At 61.7% G+C, this 16,109-nt stretch carries 19 protein-coding genes; 5 read left to right on the top strand and 14 right to left on the bottom strand.

All coding sequences use genetic code 11. From position 1 onward, the window contains the following. The first annotated feature begins 133 nt into the window (after positions 1-133). From ABH924_RS16025 to ABH924_RS16045, 5 genes are all read left to right on the top strand, one after another. Positions 134-313 (top strand): hypothetical protein, encoded by a 180-nt coding sequence (locus tag ABH924_RS16025; protein ID WP_404500314.1) that lies wholly within the window; start codon positions 134-136, stop codon positions 311-313. Between the two features lie 97 nt (positions 314-410). After that, a complete protein-coding gene (locus tag ABH924_RS16030) occupies positions 411-845 on the top strand; it encodes a hypothetical protein (RefSeq protein ID WP_404500316.1) in 435 nt (144 codons plus the stop codon). A 345-nt stretch (positions 846-1,190) separates the two neighbouring features. Next, complete coding sequence (locus tag ABH924_RS16035) at positions 1,191-1,772, top strand: hypothetical protein (RefSeq protein WP_404500318.1); 582 nt, start codon at positions 1,191-1,193, stop codon at positions 1,770-1,772. After that, a complete protein-coding gene (locus tag ABH924_RS16040; RefSeq protein ID WP_404500320.1) occupies positions 1,769-2,293 on the top strand; it encodes a hypothetical protein in 525 nt (174 codons plus the stop codon). The genes ABH924_RS16035 and ABH924_RS16040 overlap by 4 nt, the downstream gene beginning before the upstream one ends. A gap of 197 nt (positions 2,294-2,490) precedes the next feature. Continuing rightward, positions 2,491-2,820, top strand: coding sequence for an Lsr2 family protein (locus ABH924_RS16045; RefSeq protein WP_404500322.1), 330 nt, complete (start codon positions 2,491-2,493; stop codon positions 2,818-2,820). A 1,041-nt stretch (positions 2,821-3,861) separates the two neighbouring features. Here ABH924_RS16045 and ABH924_RS16050 read toward each other — a convergent pair. The 14 genes from ABH924_RS16050 to ABH924_RS16115 all read right to left on the bottom strand — a co-directional run bounded on the left by ABH924_RS16050 (position 3,862) and on the right by ABH924_RS16115 (position 15,928). Next, a complete protein-coding gene (locus ABH924_RS16050) occupies positions 3,862-4,539 on the bottom strand; it encodes a hypothetical protein (RefSeq protein ID WP_404500324.1) in 678 nt (225 codons plus the stop codon). Between the two features lie 119 nt (positions 4,540-4,658). Further along, complete coding sequence (locus ABH924_RS16055; RefSeq protein ID WP_404500326.1) at positions 4,659-5,864, bottom strand: hypothetical protein; 1,206 nt, start codon at positions 5,862-5,864, stop codon at positions 4,659-4,661. Between the two features lie 284 nt (positions 5,865-6,148). Beyond that, positions 6,149-7,462 (bottom strand): Y-family DNA polymerase, encoded by a 1,314-nt coding sequence (locus ABH924_RS16060; protein WP_404500328.1) that lies wholly within the window; start codon positions 7,460-7,462, stop codon positions 6,149-6,151. Then, the gene (locus ABH924_RS16065) at positions 7,449-7,901 is read right to left on the bottom strand and encodes a LexA family protein (RefSeq protein WP_404500330.1); all 453 of its coding nucleotides are present in this window, start codon (positions 7,899-7,901) and stop codon (positions 7,449-7,451) included. Before ABH924_RS16065 ends, ABH924_RS16060 begins: the two co-directional genes overlap by 14 nt. 112 nt (positions 7,902-8,013) lie before the next feature. Beyond that, positions 8,014-8,283 carry a type II toxin-antitoxin system RelE/ParE family toxin gene (locus tag ABH924_RS16070; protein ID WP_404500332.1) on the bottom strand — a complete coding sequence of 90 codons (270 nt, stop codon included), beginning with the start codon at positions 8,281-8,283 and terminating at the stop codon, positions 8,014-8,016. After that, positions 8,280-8,540, bottom strand: coding sequence for a type II toxin-antitoxin system Phd/YefM family antitoxin (locus tag ABH924_RS16075; protein WP_404500490.1), 261 nt, complete (start codon positions 8,538-8,540; stop codon positions 8,280-8,282). Before ABH924_RS16075 ends, ABH924_RS16070 begins: the two co-directional genes overlap by 4 nt. Before the next feature lie 127 nt (positions 8,541-8,667). Further along, positions 8,668-9,528 carry a hypothetical protein gene (locus ABH924_RS16080; RefSeq protein WP_404500334.1) on the bottom strand — a complete coding sequence of 287 codons (861 nt, stop codon included), beginning with the start codon at positions 9,526-9,528 and terminating at the stop codon, positions 8,668-8,670. A 539-nt stretch (positions 9,529-10,067) separates the two neighbouring features. Next, positions 10,068-10,910, bottom strand: coding sequence for a metal-dependent hydrolase (locus ABH924_RS16085; protein ID WP_404500336.1), 843 nt, complete (start codon positions 10,908-10,910; stop codon positions 10,068-10,070). Positions 10,911-10,913: 3 nt separating this feature from the next. Further along, entirely contained in the window at positions 10,914-11,624 is a 711-nt protein-coding gene (locus ABH924_RS16090; protein ID WP_404500338.1) for a hypothetical protein, read from the bottom strand. Positions 11,625-11,652: 28 nt separating this feature from the next. Further along, the gene (locus tag ABH924_RS16095; RefSeq protein WP_404500340.1) at positions 11,653-12,408 is read right to left on the bottom strand and encodes a hypothetical protein; all 756 of its coding nucleotides are present in this window, start codon (positions 12,406-12,408) and stop codon (positions 11,653-11,655) included. 32 nt (positions 12,409-12,440) lie between these two features. After that, positions 12,441-12,683: a hypothetical protein gene (locus ABH924_RS16100; protein ID WP_404500342.1), complete on the bottom strand. Its 243-nt coding sequence runs from the start codon at positions 12,681-12,683 to the stop codon at positions 12,441-12,443. A 3-nt stretch (positions 12,684-12,686) separates the two neighbouring features. Then, a complete protein-coding gene (locus ABH924_RS16105) occupies positions 12,687-13,445 on the bottom strand; it encodes a class F sortase (RefSeq protein WP_404500344.1) in 759 nt (252 codons plus the stop codon). Continuing rightward, the gene (locus ABH924_RS16110; RefSeq protein WP_404500346.1) at positions 13,438-13,776 is read right to left on the bottom strand and encodes a hypothetical protein; all 339 of its coding nucleotides are present in this window, start codon (positions 13,774-13,776) and stop codon (positions 13,438-13,440) included. Before ABH924_RS16110 ends, ABH924_RS16105 begins: the two co-directional genes overlap by 8 nt. A gap of 133 nt (positions 13,777-13,909) precedes the next feature. Then, positions 13,910-15,928, bottom strand: coding sequence for a hypothetical protein (locus tag ABH924_RS16115; RefSeq protein ID WP_404500348.1), 2,019 nt, complete (start codon positions 15,926-15,928; stop codon positions 13,910-13,912). Positions 15,929-16,109 lie beyond the last annotated feature (181 nt).

Raw genomic sequence — 16,109 nt, forward strand, 5'->3', positions numbered from 1 at the left:
CCCCCGCCGACACCAACCTCCACCCTGAGGATGCGGAGGACCCCCTCCGGAAGACCCTCTGCTTTAGCCGTCTCTCACTCAGCGGTACCCGTATCATGTGGCAGCCGGCTGACCCTCCTGAAGGTGATGCAGCATGAAGTCACATCCCAGCCCCGGCTCACCCCTCTCTGAAGGGTCCCTCAACCGGAACCAACTGCACTCCGCAGTTGTTCAGGCGCTGCACCGTCTAGAACCGGGCACCCCCGTGTACATCGCCGTTGAAGTCCTCACGGACGAGCTGCTACCCGCTCTATCGACACAATCCCGCCACTAGGCGCCTCTAACCACCCCCCTTGTCCTGCACAGCCAAGAGACCCGAGAAGGGACCGCACATCATGCCCCGCCCATTTTCCTCACTCAGACTAATCTTGTTGGCCAGCGCCGCCGTCTTGACCGGCTACGTCCGCCGCGTCTCCATGTCCTGCCAGGTCTTCACCCGTCGGTACCCACTCATCCGGAAACGCGACGACTCGGGGATCCGCCAGTGCCCAGGATCCCCAAGCCCGATCCTGCACGCCGCGCTGACCCACTCTCCAAGGGAAGACGTCCAACGCATCCTGGCCAAAAACCAAATCCAGCTCAAAGACCTCACTGCGGCCCTCGAGGGCTACCGATCCCTCACCGACCGCGAAATCCTCACCATCCTGCCCAGATCCACCCCAAAACCAACCACCACAGGCCCCGATGACTGGGATCCCCCGATTCCCCATACCCTCGCCACCGGATCCGGGTCTGGAGGAAAGATCGTAAGCCTCAAAGGTGCGGATGAGCGCATGACCGCCACTAGGACGACAAGGAATTCCTGACCACAATCACCCGGGGACATACCGCCCGTCCGCCCGGCAACAAGATGAAGACGTGAGCAACCCACAAGGAGATATGCCATGAACAGGGAGCAACAGATGCCTAGGACACCACAAGAAGATCCAACGCTGAGGTACCAGTTCAACCGCCAGCTGAATGCGGCTGCACTACAGATGGACACGGAACACCGGAATTGGTTTGCGGCCAGTGAACCGTCGTGGACAGCACACCACGTCCTTCTAGACCCTGCTGCTAGGGACATCCCCGTAAGAGTTCTCGACCCGCGTCCCCGGACGTTTGCGGAGCTGGTCTTTCCCGGACCCCTGAAAACCGGACCAGCAGCAAAAGTGACGAAACTGATCTTATTCCTCGCTGTGGTCGGATTTGGGTGGCTTGCCATCAGCACCATGTGGCCCCGGCTGATGGACATCGTGAGAGAGTCGCCGCTGCTCATCCCGGCGATAGTCCTGGCGGGTTGGGTTGCGGGGGGCGTTGTGGTGAGCACGCAAACGCGGTGGCGTGCCGACTGCATCCGGGACGATGCCGAGAAAGCAGTCCAGGAACGATGCTCCTACCTCGACTCCGTGCTCCTTCTGGATGATCTGAGTCTGGAGTCCCGGGACCTGGTGGAGTCGTACCGCGCCATGCGCATCCGGAAGGAAACCGTGTGGACAGCCGCCAAACTGTTGCTCGAGCTCGACGAAGACCGCAAGGAACTTAACCGCTACCGGAAGCTCCTTCCCCCGAAGCCGAGCATAGAAGACCTGCACCATCCCCTGTACGAAGTGCTTGGCAAGATCCAGGACCGCATCAACACCCGGATCCACACCATCGCCACCCAGGTCGCCGACGACGTCGAAGCCATAGCGCAACGCCAGGAGGCGGCACGCAACGTGGAGGCCACAATGAGGGAAGCAGACATCACATGAGCAGCGCACCGAGCTACATTTCAAAGGAAGAGCTGGACCGCTTCACCCCTGAAGCCCTATCCATCCTGGAAGGCCTGGGCGAACACGTCAGGGGTTTCCACGACGGCCCGTACCTCCTCCCGAAAGACTCACCGCTGCCAGACTGGTTCCTCAGCGCTGTGGATGGCGTCAAGAACCAGGGGGTAGAGACCGAGTGGCCGCAGTTCGCCCGCTACTGGGACCCGGTGGACTGGCTCTGCCTGGTCAGAGACCACCCCGATCACATCCGATTCCGGGGCCCGGGCGGGCAGGATCTGCTGTCCGGGCTTATTCAATGGTGCGTTGCCGAAGGACTGACTCCCGTCTTTGACGTCGCCTTGTACATCGACGAAGACGCCGCGATCGCGATCGAGCTTTGGACCCTCGTTTTCGATGACCGGGTGGCCCCGATCCAGCAAAGCCGTATCCACGTCACTTTTACCTCCCACGGCTATACCGGCTACTGGTTCGGCGGCTCCTACCAGCTGACGTCAGGATGGTGACCCTACGGATACCTCTGCCGGGGGGTGGTGTAGCCCTGACGAGGTGGTAAGTGAGTATGTCCCACTCAGAAGCCCCAGCTGCTGCATTGGCTTCACCTTTCAATCTCAAGGACAGTTCGGGCATACGTTTCCCCCGGCACTGATCCGAACAGCACCACATAGGCGTACTAGCGCGGCGTCAACAATAGGATCATTCAATGGCACAAACCGTAGTTGTAGAAGTAATCGACGACCTTGATGGATCCCCGAACGCCGTTGCCCGGACATTCAGCCTGGACGGGATTTCCTATCAAATAGACCTGACCGAGGAGAATTTCAACGCACTCCAACAAAGCCTTGCCCCGTTCATGGCATCCGCACGAAGGACCCGTGGCTCATCCCGTCAGCAGCCACGAGGCCGGCAGCCATTGTCACGCCAGGAACTTGCCAAGATCCGAGAATGGGCACTTGCAAATGGTCACCAAGTGTCGTCCCGCGGCCGGGTCCGCCAATCAATCATCGACGCCCACGCTGCGGAACATTCCTAGACTCTCTCTCACCACCTCCGGGTTCACGAACCACCACTGCCGGCAACGAAAGATCACGTTTCCGATATCGACTCAAGCGCCTGCAAATTGTCTGCATACGTTGTTATCCTTGAAAAGTCCCGCCTGGTCCCCCATCAGGCGGGACTTCTCTCCCTACTGGATCACGGGGCCATACCAAAGGATCGGAGCAATTGATCCCTCCAGGAGGATCTACATCGCGGCCGTTACGCCTCGGCGAAGGATTTGAATCAGCTGGGCCTCGAGTTCGGTGCACAGTTGCGGGCCGGAGTCCAGGAGCCTCTGTCGCCGGGTTAAAAGGTTGCCACTGTTGCCGAAGTAAAAGGGTGCCATCAGCGCCGATTGAAAAGTAGTCCACCGGTGTTGCCGCGCAGTTGACTGTTGCGGGGGTTGTGGGTGATTGAAGTCGGGGCGTGGCCCGGAATTCGCCCGGCTGCATGTCATTTCCGCCGATGGGTACAGCGCCGAGGTCGACTTCGGAATCGACTGGCGTAGAGATGATCCCGTAGCCCTCGATGTTGGCCCTGTCCTGGCCCTTGCCGACGCGGTAGCCAGCAAACCACCGCCGTCTACTCACGCGCCGAAGCCCGCGACTTCCTCGACCGCGACGAGATCCGCGTAACCGGGCATTCTCGGACGCCGATCTCCTCACCGCAGCAGCCCAGCGGGACCCCGGATTCGACCGGGAGACTTTTGCGGACCAGCTTGAGCTGGCCCGGCGCGTCACGCTCGAATGGGCCAAGACCCTCCGTGCAACGGAACCCGCCAAAATCCCAGTCGCCGGGCAGGAGCCCGCAAGCGTCACTGCCGCCCATCGGGCGAAAGACTCCCTGACCGCGCTGAACAAGGTCCGCGAACAACAGGAAGCCCTCCACCGTGCCGAACGGAAACCGCGGCGCAAAGACATCCCCGGCCAGGACACTGGACGCACGGACGAACGCAGTAGCGGCCGCAGCCTCCAATGCCCGCGCTGTAGCGGTCCGGGCGGGAGCGTCAGCAGGCAGAGCATGGTGACGTTGCCTGTCAGGGCTTTCTGTATCCGGCTTTCAAGCGCCCGCTGCTGTGGCGCTTCTCCCCGGTGGTCTTCTCTAGAAGACGGTCCTCAATGCCGGAAGTCAGCTCCTCATAATCCCGCTCGGCCTTCCAGATCCGGGCCTTCTGAATCGCGTAAGCCAGGGCGACAACCACCCAAAAGCCGACCCCGCCACCGATAAGCCACCCCTGCATGTACTCGTCAAATCCGGAGCCAGACTCGTACTTCGTCACGAGCATGTGGTAGCTAAAAACCACATACACGAGGCCCAAAAAGAGGAAGAAAGCGGCCACGGCAGTGAACGATGCAATCTTCCATGGCGCTCGGAGAAACGGCCGAACAGGATGCCCGCTCAAACGCATTGCCTTCCGTGCCCGGCTGCGCTCGAACACTCCCACAACAAACGCAGCAACGAACAGTGCGCCGGCGGCGCCGATGTAGACAAGGCACGCCATCAAGATCACGTTACCGGTCCCCATCTCCAATGGTCCGGAGGCGAGAAGGATGATTGCGGGGACCATATAGACCGGGAACAGACCCCACCCGGCCTTGACGCCGGCACCCTCCAGCCGCTGGGACACGGTGGGTTTGTCATACCACCCGCGCCGGATCCACCAAGCAACGAACGCAGCAACGGCCACCTCGATCAGGACGGCAACAAACACCATCGACTACTCCTTCTGGGTCAACTAACTATTGATAGGAAAAAATACCGCGACCAAATCCTGACGCGGTCGGGTCGACTTGCCGGCAAGTATTTCCCGAGCCGTACAGCGCCCGCGCTTTTCTAGGACTCGGCATCAAGGCCTGGGGTGAAGGACAGGTGCCTTGCGCCGTTGTCGGAAATATCGATTGAGGGCGGGAGCGTCTTCGAGGGGCCGAACAAATCAGCGAAGAACCGGCCAAGAGCGCTATCCGGCCAGCGATTGTCCCGTGCCGCCAGCTCGGAGGGATACACCTTGGCGGCCTCGAGCATGTCGTAGGCTTCCGGAGGCAGTAGCTGGGTGCGGCTCTGGGGGCGGTAGAAATGCCCCCAGATCTGCACGAAGCCTTGTTCAACTACGACCACAGCAGCGGAGCTGTGGCCGCGCCCGAAACCCCACGGCGAGGAGACCTTCCGGACAAATCCCTGGGTCCTGGCTTCCTCCTCAGTCAGCAGGACCCGCGCAACGCGGGGACCCTGCGCCCATTCGGGTACATCAGCACGGTCCAGGAACCCAAGCCAGGCCTCCAGCGAGTTCAGATCAGGCACGCTGGCATAAAAGCCGGTCTCGTCAACCGGCCCTTGGTGGGTTTTGAGTCGTTGATGGGGGTCGCTGATACTGTTCAGGGCCTCCCCGACGTCGACGATGATACGGTCTCCCACAATGCGGGGACCCGTGCGGGGCTCCACCGGCCAGATACGGCTTTCTTCCCAAGTGTCCGGATCGGTGATGTCGACAGCGTCGCAGAACCGCCAGGACACGATGCGCCTGGCATGGTCCTCGGGCACCCCCGCCGCGACCAGGGCGGTAACGGCAAAGTCGCAACCCGTTCCGTTGTAGCCGACGCTGACATGTCCTACGCCGATCCACTCGCCGGATTCAAGCTTCCACAACATTTCCGGTGAGCGAACGCTCCCTTCGTCGTTGAAAAGGCGTGGATCCAAGTCGGATCGGAGCAGCGCATCAGAAGGATTGAAACCGCTGATGGACCGGACAATCCGGGACCCACGTTCTTGCACATACTTGGAGGCCAGCGAGTTTACGAAGATCGGGATCCCGGACACAGCCGGCCCCGCGATGTCTGCCTCAGCGTAGGCCTTCATGAGATTGCCAATATGAGTATGGGAGACACCCATGACACGGGCGATGGACGATTTGCTTGTGAGCTCATCCTTAGTGGCCTTCGTGGCGACGCGGCCGATTTCCAGATCAATTTCCTTCAAGGAAGCGGAATACCGGTCTCTTGCGGCTCTCAACCTGACCAGTTCGGCCTCAATGGAACGTCTCATGAAACTAACCGTACGGTAGTTGAAAGTAAATTTGCAACTACCGTACGGCGTGTTTCACCTATGGTTGTGTGCGGCAAGGGCACGAGCCGACAAGCACGCTGGGGGATTGCCAGCGCAAGCATCGTCGCTCTACGCTGGTTCATCCGGCCCGCGCCGGATACGCGCCGGGAAGCGGCCCCGTGGGACTGGGGAACCCGGCACCCCAGCGGAGTCAGCCCGTACACGCACCCACGAAAACACGGCGAGAGTCCCCCCACCCTTCCCAGCGTGGGGGGACTCCCTTGTTAAGAAGCCTTTACTGTGGCCAATTCACCCCAATGTGTAGTGGCCCGCGGGGTGAGCATGTCGCGGCGCATCCTCCACTGCGGCCCTGGGCGCATTCCTGCCCAGCCCAGACCTACAGCCTCGGCCCCGAATTTCTTCTGCACCCGATCAACAAGGGTGGCAATCCCCCGCTCTTCATGGGGAAACTGGAACGGGGCCAGGGCTTGTTGTCCCGTGTCGGGCCTCAGATCAGTCAGCATTACCCCGGCGCGGGCATATTTCATGCCCGGCGTCATGCGCTCCAGGAGAGCGTGCGCCGCCCGGGTCAGCTCCACAGGATCGCTGGTGGCCGCTGGGAGCACCACAACGACGGAAGGGTAGCTGTGCTGCTCCCCGAAATGGCTTGTGCCCGCCCAGGCCGTCACGATCTTGGCTATCTGGCCGTGATGCACAAGGCGGGAAGCTGCCTTCTGCGCGTAAACGCTGAGCACCTGGCGCATTCCGTTCGTGGTGGTGATCGGTTCGGAGAAGGACCGGGAGAAGATAAGTTGCTCTTTCCCCCGGCGCTCCTCTTCGAGCTGCACGGCTTTCACCCCCTTCAGGTCAAGGCAGGTGCGCATCTGCACCACCGAGAACCGGCCCCTGATCCACACAGGGTCAGCAGCGGCCAGCTCCGCCACCGTGTGAATGCCCAGCGCTCCCAGTCGCTTCTCAAGCCGCCCCGCGATCCCCCATACCTCCGATACCGGCAGGCGCTCCATCAACCGCTCACGCCACACGGGCGGGGTATCTGTCCAGACACATACGCCGTCGAATCCGGGGGCGCGTTTGGCCCAGCGGTTGGCCATTTTCGCGAGCGTCAGGGTGGGGGCGATCCCGACGCAGACGGGCACGCCCACGAGGTCGCGGAGGCTGTCTTTGACCCGGTGCCCGAATGCTTGGAGGTCGCCCGCTGCCGCTCTCTGCCCCAGCAATAGGAAAGCCTCATCCACGCTGTAGACGCTTGTGGGGGCGTGCCGGGCCAGGACTTCCATCGTCCTTCTGCTGAAATCTCCTATGAGTTCATAGTTGCTGCTCAGTGCCACCAGTCCGGGGCCTGGTGGTGAGGCATCCGCCGGGCGGGCGAGGTGTCGGAGCCTGAACCAGGGCTCTCCCACTTTCACGCCCAGGGCTTTGGCCATCTTGTCGGCAGAGACAACCGCGCCGTCGTTGTTGCTCAGGACGCATAGGGGGACGGTCTCCAGCCGGGGGTTCATGACGCGCTCAAAGGAGCAATAGGCGCTGTTCACATCAACGTGGGCGTAGAGCGCCGGGTGAGGCTCAACCGGCGGCACGGAGCACCCGCTGATTGCCGAGCTGGTGCAGGCAGATGGTGGCCGTGCCCCACACGCGGAAATCGGCCTCCAGGCCCACAACAATGGGCGGGTAATCGGGGTTCGCGGCAACCAGGCGCACGCCCTCGGCTGTGATCTCTAGCCGTTTGAGAGTCATGTCTCCGTCCAGGACGGCAACCACGATGTCACCGTGGCGGGCCTTCACGGAGCGGTCCACGATCACTACGTCATCGTCGCTGATCCCGGCACCCTCCATCGACTCCCCGGACACCCTCAGGAAGAACGTCGCCGCACGGTCCCTGACCAGGTGCTCATCAAGACTCACGGGGCCGTCGTAATAGTCCTGGGCTGGACTCGGGAAGCCTGCGGGGACTGAGGAGGGGGCCATGCGCAGAGCGCCGGCCACCGACTCCACGCGCCCCAGGACCGTAACGCTCATGGCCCACACACTCCCGCTATTAGAACGCCAGTTCTAATAGAATACCCTTGGGAACGGTTCACTCAGCACCCCTACCAGGTGGAGCCGCAGGCCGGGCAGGTTGGTTGCTGCGTCAGGGTTCGTAGACGACTGATCTGTGCCCCAATGCCACGGCAACGATCACGAGCCGGGCATCTTGAATCTCCACGATCACACGATAGTCCCCCACGCGGTAACGCCAGAACCCCGCCATGTTGGCCGTTAGCGCCTTCCCCCGGCTCCGCGGGTCATCCAGGATGCACACCTCATCCAGGTACGCGAAAACGCGGCGCAGCACGGCGCGGTCGATCTTCCTGGCGGTCTTGTCGAAGTCGGTAGAGGTGTGCAGGCTCCACTGACTCAAATGCCAAGCTCTTTCCTCAGCTCATCGGCTGGGCGAGAGGGCCGACCAGCCTCGACCCAGGCCTTGACTGCGGCGATGTCCTGGGCCGTCTCGTACTCCTCCAGGGCCTCGGCATCACCAACGCTGATCACGACGGCAGCCAGGCGGCCGTTTCGGGTCACACCGATACGCTCACCGCCGAAGCTCACCCGACCCACAACCTCGGACAGGTGGTTTCGAAGCTCCCTGGTGCTTACTTCACTGGTCACGGTTTCCATACCCTCCACGATACTCCTATTGTGTGCACAGTGTTCCTTGTGTACACGCAGCCAGGCAGAATTGGTTCGCGAGGCGTGACCTGGCGGCTAGGGGTTTGCGTCGATACAGAAACACGGAACTCCGCGCTTAGTCCCGCGGCTGCCGCAACTGACGATCAACGGCAGCCCAGGCAATCCTTGCCTCGCCCAGCTCTGGTGCGCCGATCTGGACCAAATCCGTGGCACTGAGGGGTCGTTGATGACAAAGGGTGTCATGGAACCATGCCGCCGGGAACGTCGTGCGAGTCATCAGGTCCTGCAGATTCGCGCCCACTTCTTCACGCAACCGGCCCTCCACCACGGATTGAAATCTCCCCTGCGGTAGACGGAGCAGCTCGAGAGCGCGGCGGACTCGTCGGAGATCGACCCTGAAGAAGACCAGGGTCATGGTCGCGAACATCGCTACACAAAACCAGCGAAACCAATCTTCTGGCGTTGGCAACGTGATGGCGATCCATCCCGCGGTCATCATCAGACCCATTACCGGTCGCGCCAAGTACGCCCAGACGCTGCGTCGGAACAGTTTGCGCATGCGCCCGACGACAGCCAAGCGTTGTTCATCACCCGGCGTCTCCAACATGGGCTGACACACGGTATCCACAAAGAACGAATCCGGGATCGGAGTACCCTCAATGACTTTCTTGCCGCATGCCCGGTCCAGAGCTTTGTCGCGGATCTGGTTATCGTCTTCACCAGTGAGATATCCGGCCGGCACGCGGTACATGTGCGCCACGAACCTCAGCAGGTCCGGCGTCGGGGTGGCCCACTCCGGGCCGGCTCCTAATGCCTCATGGGCTCGGTTGAACGACCGGACTTTGCCTTGGTGGTGCTCGGTGAGCGCCTGCGCCACCGCCAGACGTTCAGGGCGTGGCGGGTCTTCCTCCAGGGCATACCGCAAATTCGCGTACCGGATCCATGGCCCGTTCATCAAACCATCTACGAGCCGCATGAATATTCAACGCCTTCCTTCCTAGATCACAAACGCAGTTCAATCCGCGCAGGTCAATTATGAATATCGCGATGGTATTCCTAATTGAACTGAACCCCCGAAAGTTGGAGTCGCTTTAGCGAAGACCTCCAGCTTTGGTGGTTTGGCGAGGGGCTGAAGGTTCCATCCCTACTCGTGGATGGAACCTTTTTCTTTTTGGTATTTGCACCCTCGATGAGGATGAGTGTTAAGCGCTGATCGCGTTGAACGCCGGGAGAACCTCGCCCCACACTATGACGCTTACCCATCCCTGACGGTACGACTAGGCGCCATAGTGTTCGTAATGGGTGTTGGTTTCCTTTGCCTGGTGGAGCGTCCTCCAATGGCGTTTGCGGCACCGGGTAGAGCAGTGGTGGGCGTCGGCGCGTAGATTCGACTCAGGAGCTCCCGGAAAGACCCATCGGCCACAGCCAGGGCATGCTAGCCCCGGTAGGTCCAGTGCAATAGTTCCGGCGGGCCCGGTTCAACAGCTGACATCAAAGCCACTTCAATTCTCCGGCTCAGAACCAGAAGGGTGCGGGCCTTAGAGCCCATGCCGTTACCGCGGCGGTATAGAGCGAGTAGGCAGCGATGGGGACCAGGAAGCACCATTCACGCCAGGACCCCGCGTTTCCAAGTACCGGCACGGCCATGTAGCCGTTGGGCATCCAGACTTTCTCAAGGGCAGGGATACGGGTGACGGGCTTGGGTGGACGAGCCACGAAAGGCCAGATCAGGTTGACCCCGCCGGTCGTGAGCATGTCCCCGAGGATATGCACGACGGCACCGAGCGCCACAGCGGCAGGGAACCACCACTGCGGGCCGTGCACCGGGGCCAGTGTCGGCAGGAGGGCAATGAGGGCGCCGAAGAGGGCGCCGGTAAGCCATGGGGTACGCCGCATCGAGTCCGGAATGATCTTGAGAGCCTTCGCCGCGAAAGCGCCAAGAATCATCGCAGCGAGGCCTTCCCCGACGTGGACGTTCCCGAAGCCATGGAACGGGATGGTCCAGAGACTGGCAACCCAAGCAAGCATGGTAAACACTGCGATGCCGAGTATGGAGTGAGTGCCATGACGGTGACCTCCCGAGACGGCACCGACACCGGCACAGACCACGTTGGACAACGGCGGCAGCGAATGCGCGATCGTCGCCTCCGAATGATCCGCGTCCGGCAGCATCGCAGCCCCCGCACACACCACCGCACCAACCAGAGCCAACCCCGGAGAAACGGGCATGAGCCCTGACCCCAGATCCCCTGCCCACGGCAGGGACCCCCCAGTCACGGAAGCCAGGTCAATATGAACCCGGGTGGTCACGGCAAGCCACGCAGCTGCACCGCACGCAGCGTGGTGGGCACCCATCATGAGCTAACCCGCTTCACGATCATCAGCGCCGGCCGACCCCAACGGACTGCTGAGAAACGTTCCAAGGGCTGACTTGAATGCGTACCCTTTACCAAAGCCAAGCTCCCCGATCGACATCCGCCAGGCTGCCCCAACAATTTCGACCAGCGGTGGGATCGCGGATTCGGGAACTCGCTCGATCCTGAGATGGTCCCCAATGTCTTCGCCCTCGGCAATGCCGACTTCTTCTTCATCAAAGTCTGCCATCACGTCGTAGTTGTTGAACGACTCGTAGTTCGCAACAGACGCATGGAGGATACGGCCATCATCTGCCCGAAGACACCAGACCTGCCCTTCCTCGCGGTCACGCAAAAGCTCCAGAAAACGGTCGCGACATTCCCGGATCAACTCTCCGGGCTCTCCCATAAGGAAATAGGGCTCGAGAAGCGTCAGCACCCGCCTGGCGATGTTCGCCTGCCCGGCACTGGCATAGATGACGGGACCGGCGATGTTCCCGCAGGTACGCTCCGCAGTGATCAACAAAACGTCGCCCCGGTCAGAATCATAGGGACCCACACTGAAAGTGGAGATGTGCATCTCGGCTCTGTCGAATCCAAAGTGGAACACAACCCTGCCCGAACGGTCATTATCTGTCTTGAGCTGAGCACCCAAAATGATCGAAGTGTCTCCCGAGACAAGCCCTAATTCATCCTGCATGATTGATGTTTTCGTCACTTCCGGCTCCTAACATAGTGATTCGATTTCATGGGCAGCTGAAGATGGCGAGGTTCCCTGGACGGCCGAGCGCGTCGGAAGATGTGAATTTGGCGGCGATGGGCTGTTTTCCGTAGGTGGCTTTCACCGCCGCCGTGTCGGTCATCGGCCCGGCAAGGCCGTCCAGTGACCACGAACCGGCAGCACCGGTGAACTGAACACAGCCTGCGTAAGGAGTGAGGAATGCGGGCAGGCCGAACCTCTCGCGGGCCGAGTTCACTGTTGCCAAGGTCTGGGCAGGGTACGTGGTCACGATCGTGGGAACCGGCGCTGGGGCTGGGACCGGTTGGGCGGGAACGGGCTGAGGCACTGCCGGAGCAGGCGCGGGCGCAACAGGCGCAGGAGCCTGACCACCACCCCCTTGGGGGCGGGATGCGGCGGCTGGCCCCTGAGCACTTTGAGCTGGGCCGGTTCCTTGGACTGTGGAATTCTCAGCAGCAGAAGCCTCGGGCACAGCCTTCGGCTCCGGGGCACGGCTTTCAAAGTCCGGCGGGGCGGTTGTGGCGGTTGCCGTCGCGGTCTGCGCCGACGTTGGCTTGGACGAAGCAACAGAGAGACCGTCCGTCGATGGACTCATGGTGGCGGTGGCCATGACGGCCGGATTCGGCGAGGTAGTGCCTGTGTTCGCTGCCGACAACACAACGGCCGTCCCTATGCCTATGATCGTCGCGGCCGCGAGAGCGATAATGGCAACTTTGAACCGTCTTCTCTTCTGTGTGTTCTCCACCCGTGCTTCGGTGTCCATCCCTAGTGTCCTTCCTCCGGCGATCTCTTCCACTACCAGTCCGCCTGCTCGTCCGCCCGCTTCTCGGCCCAAAGAATCACGAAGCTGTATCCGACAACCAGGGGAAGAAAAATGATGACAACAGTGAAGCTTGCAGCCCAGGTATCCGTGGCCGCAGAACCGATAGCAGTCGGAATGCTCACCGCGAGGCAACAGAACGTGTTGAGGAGGAAGAACCGGGCAATGCGGGCTCGCCGCAGCTGCTCCTGCCGGTCGGCCCCCAGATTTCCACTCATCGCCTAACTTCCTGTCGGTACAGCAACGGCCACCGTGTTGTGGGTGAACTCCGGGAGCCCGTACCGGTTGTAGCCCACTACCTGACCGCCGCACGTTATGAGGACGACTTGGCGCTCGTCTTTACGCGTGAACCACCGTGGATCGAGCTTGTCCTTCGGCACCGTTTCCAGAGCCACAACTTTGAACACGTGGACGGTTCCTGCGGCGTCGGTAATCGTGACCGGAGCGCCCTTTTGCAGGTCCGCCAAACCGCCCAGTGGACCTTTGCCGCCGGAGTCAGTATTAACGTGGCCGGCTATCACCGTGGAGCCTTCCGTGGCGTCCATGGGAGCCGACTGGTCATACCAGGCTGCGTCGCTGGTGGGCATGTCCAGGACCTTACCGGGAAGCAAACCCTTGGCCTCGATCTTCGTAGCTACCCCGATGGAAGGAATAGCCAACGTCGAAGGACCTGAGATGCCGGGCTTCGCGACGTCTCCTTTGACGGTGTCCGGGTCGCCTGGACCGAAGGGCTTCGTCACCATCGGAGCCGGCTGATAGGAAACCGAAGGACCCGGATGCCCTGTAGCCGAGGCTGAGCCGCCCTGCAAGCTCAAAACAATCATCAACCCACCAGCCAAGCCCACAATGACCGCGACAACAGTGATGACGATCCAGCTGCGGCGCTTCCTTGCCGCCCGGCCGGAACGCCTTTCAGGTTGGTTTTCCGCGTCGTCTTCCGTGTGAAATCCGGGCATCTCAAGCTTTTCTTCGTCAGCCACGGAACAGCTCTTCCATGAAGGAAAGGAGAAGGAGATCTCCCCAACCCAGGCCGTTCCAGCCACCGCACTGACTTACCGTCTGGTCAGAGGGCTTGTCATCCGGTGAGCGGGATTCTTCGTCAGCCACACGGACTTCGAAGTTCACCGGGGCGCCCGGAATCCAGTCCGCCCCGCCCTTCGTTGAAGACACGTGCAGGGTGTCAGAGAACTTATCCCCCACTTTCAGGTACACCGGTGCGACAGACCTCGCGACCGGCTGGAAGGTAATCATCGTGTCCGAAGACTGCCCCGAGCGTATGTCATCCCGTGAGCGGGATTCTTCGTCAGCCATGGAAGGTGTCCTTTCAAAAAGTGGAGGAAATCTTAGGGGCGTGGCCGGGAGGAAGTGACTGCCGCAATTGAAAAGGTGCCGCGATCCGGGAAAAGGTTGGGGGAACCTACGCTCCGGATCGCGGCACCCGTCTTTAGTGGGTAACCTTCCGGCCCCGCACGATCAAGCCACCACCGAGCGTGAGAGCCAGGAGCAGGGCAACCCCGCCAGCGGTGAGCATTCCACTATCCGTAGCAGCAGGCGTCACGGAAGAGGCCTGTACCGGGACGGCGAAACCACCGTTGATGGCCGAGGGAACCTCGACACCTGTGACAGCCAGCGGAGTGCCCGGAGTAGCTGCGGGAGCGACTGCCGCAGCTACCGGTGTAGCCGGCATCCAGACCGTCTCGGACGCGATCAACGCCGGTGAGGGAGCGACCGCGTTGTTCAGGTTCGTCTGGTCGGAAGAGTCCACCCAGTACACGCAGGCCATGCCGGTGTGTACGTCGTTGTTCTCTGCCGGTGAGAGCTGAACCGCGCTCAGGTCAACGCTGCCGTTGCCCTGACGGGTGCCCGTGCCCGTACCAACGAGCTGGGCATCCGTCGGTGCCGGAGCCCCGGTCGCGCTGTTCATGGCACATGCCTTCGTGTCGTAGGAGATGAACAGGTTCCCTACAGGTGACACAGGGGCTGCCGGTGCGGCATTGGTGACCGTCACCGTGTCATGCACTAGTCCGTTAGCAGCCAGCGAAGAAGACTGGGTCGAGTACTTCGGAGACCAGCGCACAATGGACTGCTCGCCGGTGTCGTTGAACCCGGCCTTCCAATCGCCCAGGAGAACCGGCTGGTACTGAGCCGGCTGGCTCGCCCGGGTGAAGGAGGCAACAGGGTAATAGAACCCCGGGACAGCGACCGTCGTGGCCGACGTCGCAGTGACATCGCCCGGTGCACTCAGCGTGCCCGTCGCAGTCGCGGCGACCACGGCACCCGCCGGGGCAGCCGCAGCGGCGGCCTGGGCGGTATCGAACGGCCCATAGAACGAAGTACCCATCGTCACCGGTGTGCCGGGGATCCAGTCCGCCCCGCCCTTCGCGGTGGACACGTGCAGCGTGTCAGAGAACTTGTCCCCGACGTTGAGGTACACCGGTGCGGTAGATGTCGCGACCGGCTGGAAGCCCAAAGCGATCATTACGTCCGAAGACTGCCCCGTGACCGCCGCAGGCGCAGCTGCCTTGACCTGGGTCTGCACGCCCGGAGACGTTAACACCCGCAGGCCCAGGGACAGAGTCGCGGGCGTTGCCTCCTTGACTCCGACCGCAGCCGGATTCGGGTTAACCCCGGCCGGAAGATGGAATGCCGGGGTATCCCCGGCATTCCCGCTATAGGTGGCCGTGCCCGTCGCATCGAACACTGCCCCGCCGGACAGGGTCAGGGTGATCGGCACAGAGACCGTGCCCGTCGCGGAAGTCACCTGCGTGTTCATGATTGTCCCGGTCCCGGAACCGTTCGGCCCGGACTGGACAGAAGGATTCGCAGCATAAGAACCCGTGTAAGGGGCCGACTCGGCCCACATCTGCTGCGCCAGCTGGTACGTCGGCGTCCCCGAGGGGGAAGTATTGAGTGTGTTCAGCTGCTGCGGGTTCACACCCTCCACGAAAAGGTGCTCAGCGTCCTGCACGGCCGCGGAATTCGCGGAACCGGTGCCAAGATACTTCATCTGGATCCACGCAAACCGTGCAGCATTCGCATCCGTCCTTAGACTCTCGGACCATACCGTGGACGCAGTGGGCTGGAACCCGGTCCCGTACGTGTTGCAATTCGTCTCGATCCACTGCCCCGTCTTCGGGTCCTTGGTCCAGAAAGACCCCAACGGGCTGTTGAACACGCTCGAACCATCCGGAGCTGAATCCGTGAAGATCAAGCCCGAGGCAGCATTCGTATCACCGGAAGGCAGCACCCCGCCCGGCGGCGAGTAGTTGTACGACGTCGCAGGCGCGGCCTGCGCAGCACCCGCCATGCCCAACCCCGCCAATGTCAACGCCGCCGCCGCGGCCAGCCCGGTCAGCGACCTGGCCGTCTTCGACAGCCTGCCGGCCTTTGGCTCGCGGCGGGTAGCCCGTTTCGATATTTCCCCCGGCAACCGTGTATTCCCGCCCCGTGCAGACTCACGCATCAAGCGGCCCGGCACTCCAATCCGGGTCCTCTTGATGCTCTCACTCGCTTCTCGCGTTGGGACGGGCGTACCCGAACCCTCCGCGTTTCCTTTCACTTGCTCCCTCAAAATCAGGCCTCCTGAAGTTTATGCAACTATTAATGTTGCATGCTGTATCTAATACTGTTGCATAAAAGTCGGG

Source organism: Arthrobacter sp. GAS37, from assembly GCF_044908325.1.
Taxonomy (GTDB): domain Bacteria; phylum Actinomycetota; class Actinomycetes; order Actinomycetales; family Micrococcaceae; genus Arthrobacter; species Arthrobacter ramosus.